This window comes from Vibrio sp. 10N.222.46.A1 (genome assembly GCF_041473595.1).
GTDB classification, from domain to species: Bacteria; Pseudomonadota; Gammaproteobacteria; order Enterobacterales; family Vibrionaceae; genus Vibrio; species Vibrio tasmaniensis_A.
Genome location: NZ_JBFRSN010001011.1, coordinates 1 through 5,549 on the forward strand (window position 1 = coordinate 1; position 5,549 = coordinate 5,549).

At 36.9% G+C, this 5,549-nt stretch carries 5 protein-coding genes; all 5 read right to left on the reverse strand.

Going from position 1 to position 5,549, the window contains the following annotated elements; genetic code table 11:
* Positions 1-958 (reverse strand): hypothetical protein (locus tag AB4496_RS23110; protein ID WP_372132115.1); only part of this gene is annotated, 958 nt, incomplete at its 3' end.
* Between the two features lie 128 nt (positions 959-1,086).
* The gene (locus tag AB4496_RS23115; protein ID WP_032555056.1) at positions 1,087-2,496 is read right to left on the reverse strand and encodes an EAL domain-containing protein; all 1,410 of its coding nucleotides are present in this window, start codon (positions 2,494-2,496) and stop codon (positions 1,087-1,089) included.
* Positions 2,497-3,450: 954 nt separating this feature from the next.
* Complete coding sequence (locus tag AB4496_RS23120; protein ID WP_009845509.1) at positions 3,451-3,603, reverse strand: hypothetical protein; 153 nt, start codon at positions 3,601-3,603, stop codon at positions 3,451-3,453.
* 94 nt (positions 3,604-3,697) lie between these two features.
* Positions 3,698-4,054: a hypothetical protein gene (locus tag AB4496_RS23125; RefSeq protein WP_009845510.1), complete on the reverse strand. Its 357-nt coding sequence runs from the start codon at positions 4,052-4,054 to the stop codon at positions 3,698-3,700.
* 243 nt (positions 4,055-4,297) lie between these two features.
* Positions 4,298-5,545 (reverse strand): RidA family protein, encoded by a 1,248-nt coding sequence (locus AB4496_RS23130; protein WP_102258323.1) that lies wholly within the window; start codon positions 5,543-5,545, stop codon positions 4,298-4,300.
* Between the last annotated feature and the right edge of the window lie 4 nt (positions 5,546-5,549).

The following is a 5,549-nucleotide window of genomic DNA, read 5'->3' on the forward strand; positions in this document are numbered from 1 at the left end:
CTTTAATAATGATTTTCTCTGTGAATGTACACCCCGGACGGATGCTGCTATTAAAGTTGTTAATACTAGCAATATCAAAAGTATTGTTGTAAACACCCCACTGAGTTGAAAGGTTAACCGATGTGGACTCAGACAACACTTCCACCTCTGTTAACAAATCATCGCTCATTTTTGTGGTTGTTTGCTTTGCTGATTGATTAGTACCTAGAGAAGAAATATAAACCTTTTTATACCAATTCCTAGCGCCGTTTTCATCTTTGAAGTAGTAATGAACTTGCACATAGCTATTGGGGTTGGTTTGTTGTAAATCTTTTGTATCTGTGAACGATTTCTTTAGACCTGTTACGATATTTTGGGCCTTTAAGGCAAGGTCACTATCTTCGGATGCAATAAAGTCACCATAAATTTTAGCCTCAGAAATATTATATGTGCGAATTGTTTCTGTAAGAGCATGCTCTAACGCTTGAGCCTGTTTAGTTTGTTTTTCTATATCGCTCATTAGATCCTGACACGTATAGTTACTTTTACCATTACTGGTTTCTACTGTCGCCCATAAAGATGAAGTTAAAGGGGTGATAAAACGGTTTTTGAAATCGACCTGTTCTTTAAATTCAGGGGGTAAGACCATACGATAAGCATTTTTTACAGGCCCCAAATCTTCATCAATAGCGCCAACAGGAACATCTACTATCGTTGGAGCATAACCAAGGCATTTATCTTGGGTTTCATTTAGGTCAAGCTCATAACTACCACCTTTTGTAGTTAAAGCTCTAGGTTCAGTGTTTGCGTTATACTTACCATCATTATTTATATCTAGAAAAACGGTAGCGCCTACAATATAACCATCGATTACTTTTCCAGTAGCTTTTTTGTGAATTGTCGGATTACTCCCACCATCACCGCCACCACCACAAGCTGATAAAGCCAGAACGCACAAAATTGGTATCATCATTTTCATTTAAATGGATCTCTATTATTTGTTGAGATTTAAAAATATTAAAATAGTAATACTCTTAAATTAGTTAACGAATTCGATTTTGTTTAATGTCATTTACAGCCCTTCACATATTATTGCCCATACATATATCAACCTGTTTTCACATTGCTAATTAACCTTCTTGGTTTGGAAAAGTGAAAGCCTTGGAATAAGATGTTAGATTTTTTTGGAAGTAGTCGTAGATGTTGAGGATTTTCAACGCCTTCGACAATCAAGGTTACATCAATACGCTCAGATAGCTTAACCATAAACTTAAGTGTCTCATTGGCCACAATATCTTCCTGACATTTTTGTAGTAACGACTTATCTAGCTTAATAAAATCAAAATATTTTTCTGATAAAAGGTTAAAATTGGAGTAACCACATCCAAAATCATCAATAGCAAATCGAAAACCTGCCCCTTTAAGAGCAATTATATTTTCTTTAGCATAACTATGTAAAAGACCCTCACTATATTCAACTGTTTCAAATATTATCTTACTTCTTAACTCTGGAACTAATTTGGTTAATTCCATTACATCATCATAAAAGTCAACGATACTTAAATCTGCATGACTAATGTTAACACTGATATTAGGAAGTGTATCTTGAGTGTTTTTTGCGTATTCAATTATTTTTTTAAAAATTATAATGGTTAATGAGTAATGTAGGTGCGGCTCCGTTGCCAATAATGGCATAAATACACCAGGACCTCCGAACTCTGTGCGTTTCCACCTAAGCAATATTTCCCAAAGGTACTCTTTAGAAGTATTCATACTATAAACGACGGGTTGATAAAAAAGCTCGAACTGAGTCCCTCCCTTTTTTATATCGTGATGTAAAGCTTGGATTACCGAACGGGTTCTAACGTTTTTTTCATAGTCATTAATGTTATATATGTAGACACCATCAATAGATTGAAGTGACTTTTTAACACTGTAAGCCATTCTTCTAAACAACTGATTTTTATCTTGGGGTTTATCAAAATTAGATAGGATCATGCTAGCAAGAGAATAATCAAAAGTTAGGGTTTTATCGCCTACTTTCTTTTCATGAGGCAAAGAGAATTGAATTTTTTGTTGCTGCTCAAGGATTTTTTTTTCTTCCCAGGGAGTATCGCTTTCAAATACAAGAACAATGTATTTGTCTTCAAACAAACCGATAACCCTTGGTGAAAGTGTCTCACTTAGGTAGTGATGTAATTCTGTTTTAACTATTCGACTAGTTTTTGAATCGAAAAACTTATAGAAATCTGCAGATCTCCCAACACAGATTACATGCATGATCTTGTAGGTACTTCTGTTTGTTCTTAATAATTTTTCTTGAATATAGTTGATGTTAGGTAAATCTGTTTCTTCACAGAAAAAACGTTTGAGCCTTTGTTTATTTTGTTCTCGTTCAAGTCTTTGCTGAACAAAAGATAGCTTTTTTTTACCTTCCGACGACTTCAGATGAAATGATGTGCATATTATTAGTAATGTAATAAAAAACAGACAAAGTAAATTAACAGTAGACAACACGGCACCCCGAATAAAGTGATATGCATCGCATTTTGCGATGCAACAGAATGATTGTATTCTTACTTATGAGACTCACACAAATAAAAACAAATCTGACCACTTAATAGTCATCTACTTGAATTGAGTGTAATTGTGCAAATTTATAAATATCATGCACGAAAACACCACTAACCGCATATTGTACATCCCGTAATATCCCGACAACTTCATCACATAATAGCCACCAAATTACGCCACAGTGCCATTTCAGGGGGGTAATGATTGCATCGCTTTTTTTAGTATTTATTTACGCTATAAAAAACTGACAGTGATCGCGATATTTAATGGGGAGGAATTGAAATCAGCAACTTTATCTGGGTTACATCACTACATACCCTTGATGAAACCAATCTGTTTGGAAGTGAAACAAACCATAAATTTAATCAAATGCACGCTAGAGGGTAAGTTAAGTCCTAACGCAAACACCTAATCCTAACCTCAACTATCTGAATAGATGGGAAATCTCAATTGAAAGGAGAACAGGACATTTTGATGGATAAAACTAAATAAAAGAGGGAGTCGTTCTGTATAATTAACTGAACAATAATTGATGATGGGGAAACTAACGAAGAGTCATAGTTCGTAGCGACGTAAAGTCGTCAACAGCTAACGTTGTTGTAGGTATTAGCAGAATCATCCAGTACGAATCAGCACTGAGGTAGTAAAGCTACATAAAGGCTGGTCAAGGCAATCTGCAATGAATGGTTTAGTGTAATTACACTAAGTTACTGTCGAATGGGTAGTCGCTGGATATATTTGGCCAGTATTACTGTGAGTTTGCCAAATCATCGGTAGAAGATAACGCAATTAAGGTTACTATGTTTATCTCGGTACCTCTGATTATTTTAGCTTTCACAACAATTCGGCTATCAGTATCCTGTAATAAGTTATCTCAATGGCCTGTACGCTTTCAAGTCAATAAAACAACCCAACCAACACGACTGACAACAGTACACCGCCGATAAAACTCGGGCCGTGGAATGGCCTAGCTTTAGATTTAACGTACTCTTTCTTAAGGTCTTCTTGGTAAGTTTTAACGGCGAGTTCTTTTACGTAGTTATTTTGCATAGTAAGCTCCTTCTTATTGGGTAAGAGAAGCTTAAGACTTGAAGTTAGGTTGAGGTAAATAAAAATTTTGCATTAATTGATTACTTCGGGATTGTTACTCTAAAATGACTCTGAACACATCATTGTTCACACCGCCAACATCCACTAACTCTCCCGGCTTCATAAGAAGTAAGGTGTTTAATTGGCGCTTTGAACGTGGTGCTCTATTTTCTCTGATCACTAACATATCAACTAAGTAACCTGAGTTTTGCTTTGATAGTGAGCCCGAGAAAGTAACACTCTCTCTTCTATCGGCTAGAACCGAATTAAATGTTTTATCTTCTAACACACCCGCCGAGATCGACGTCTCACCATAAAAAAGCGTGATAGTTGTTGGGTCGAGTACCAACTCTTGATTGGACGAACACCCTACTAGGGTAAGGTATAGCAGTAAAATGGCCCGAAATTGCATAAACTGGTTTTCTTTCTTACGTTAAGCATCTGTTTTTCATATTAAGACACTTCGACTCAATAAGCACCATATGTCGAGTGTAAGCTTAATTGTATCGCTTCGAATAAGTTATGTAGCGAGGCTTGGGATTGGCAGTATCTGTGGTGAGTTAGCAGATCAGACCGCCGGCTTATGTTTCGACTCAATGTTTAAGAGCTAAAGCCGAGATCTGATCGCTGTTATTAGGAAAGGTTACAACTATGTTTAAGCAATAACATCTTGTGGTGGTGTACCTTCGCAGTTGGAAACGACTGCATCAATTTGAATTAGAGCATTCATAGGAATCTCTGAAACCCCAACCACCGTTCTTGCCGGTAATTCAGCATTAAAGAATGTTGTGTAGACCTCGTTCACTGTATCAATGTCTGAAACATTTTTAAGCTGAATATTAATTTTCACAGTATCGTCCATACTATGATCAACACTTTCAATGATCGCCTTAATATTTTGTAAACATTGTTCCGCTTGCTCTTTTACACCACCAGCAACCATTTCATTTGTTTTCGGGTCTAAAGGTAATTGGCCTGAAATATGATTGTAGTGAGAGAAAGCAACGGTGTGCGAATAAGCCATGAAAGGGGCATCGACAGTATTATTAGCTTCAATAACCAACAAGCGAGTGTCTTCTGGTAATTGCGGCGGTGTACCGTCGCCATGTGAAACGGATGTATCAATTTGAATTAAAGCGCCCATTGGTAGTTCAGCAGCATTAACAACCGTTCGCGCTGGTACATAACTTGGGAAGAACTTAGCGCAAACTTCATTTACCTTTTCTGCATCTTCAACATTTTTAAGGTAGATAGTGGTTTTAACCACATCATTCATGACATGACCGATACTCTCTAGAATCGTTTTAATGTTTGCTAAACATTGTGTCGTTTGCTCTGTGATACCACCTGAAACCAACTCACCTGTATTTACATCGATAGGCAATTGAGCTGAAAGGTTGTTGTAGTGAGAAAAAGCCGCTGTCTGCGTCGATACAGCACTTTGAGGCGCATTATCTGTATTTCTTGAGACCTTAACTAGTGCGCAAGGTGCTTGTGGTTTAGTACCTTCGCCGTTCGAAATAAGAGCATCCATTTGAACTAAAGCGTCACTGTTCGGTAGCGCAGCTACACCCACGACTGTACGTGTCGGCAGGCTGTTGTTGAAGAAGCTTGCGTAAACCTCATCAATAGCATCGATATCAGAAATATTCTTAACGAAAATATTGATCTTTACGACATCATCCATAACATGGTCAATGCTTTCAACAATAGAGTTAATATTACTCAAGCATTGTGCTGCTTGGTCTTTAATATCTCCAATAACTATTTCACCTGTTTTAGGGTCAACAGGCAGTTGAGCAGAAAAGTTATTATAATGAGAAAAAGCGACCGTTTGTGTAGATACAGAATTAATTGGTGCATTTTCAGTATTTCTTGAAATTTTAATGATATCGCTACTCATCGGA

Excerpts from the sequence above, each read along its gene's own strand:
- AB4496_RS23120 (WP_009845509.1), bottom strand. The coding sequence starts at position 3,603 with ATGCAAAATAACTACGTAAAAGAACTCGCCGTTAAAACTTACCAAGAA.
- AB4496_RS23125 (WP_009845510.1), bottom strand. The coding sequence starts at position 4,054 with ATGCAATTTCGGGCCATTTTACTGCTATACCTTACCCTAGTAGGGTGT.
- AB4496_RS23130 (WP_102258323.1), bottom strand. The coding sequence starts at position 5,545 with ATGAGTAGCGATATCATTAAAATTTCAAGAAATACTGAAAATGCACCA.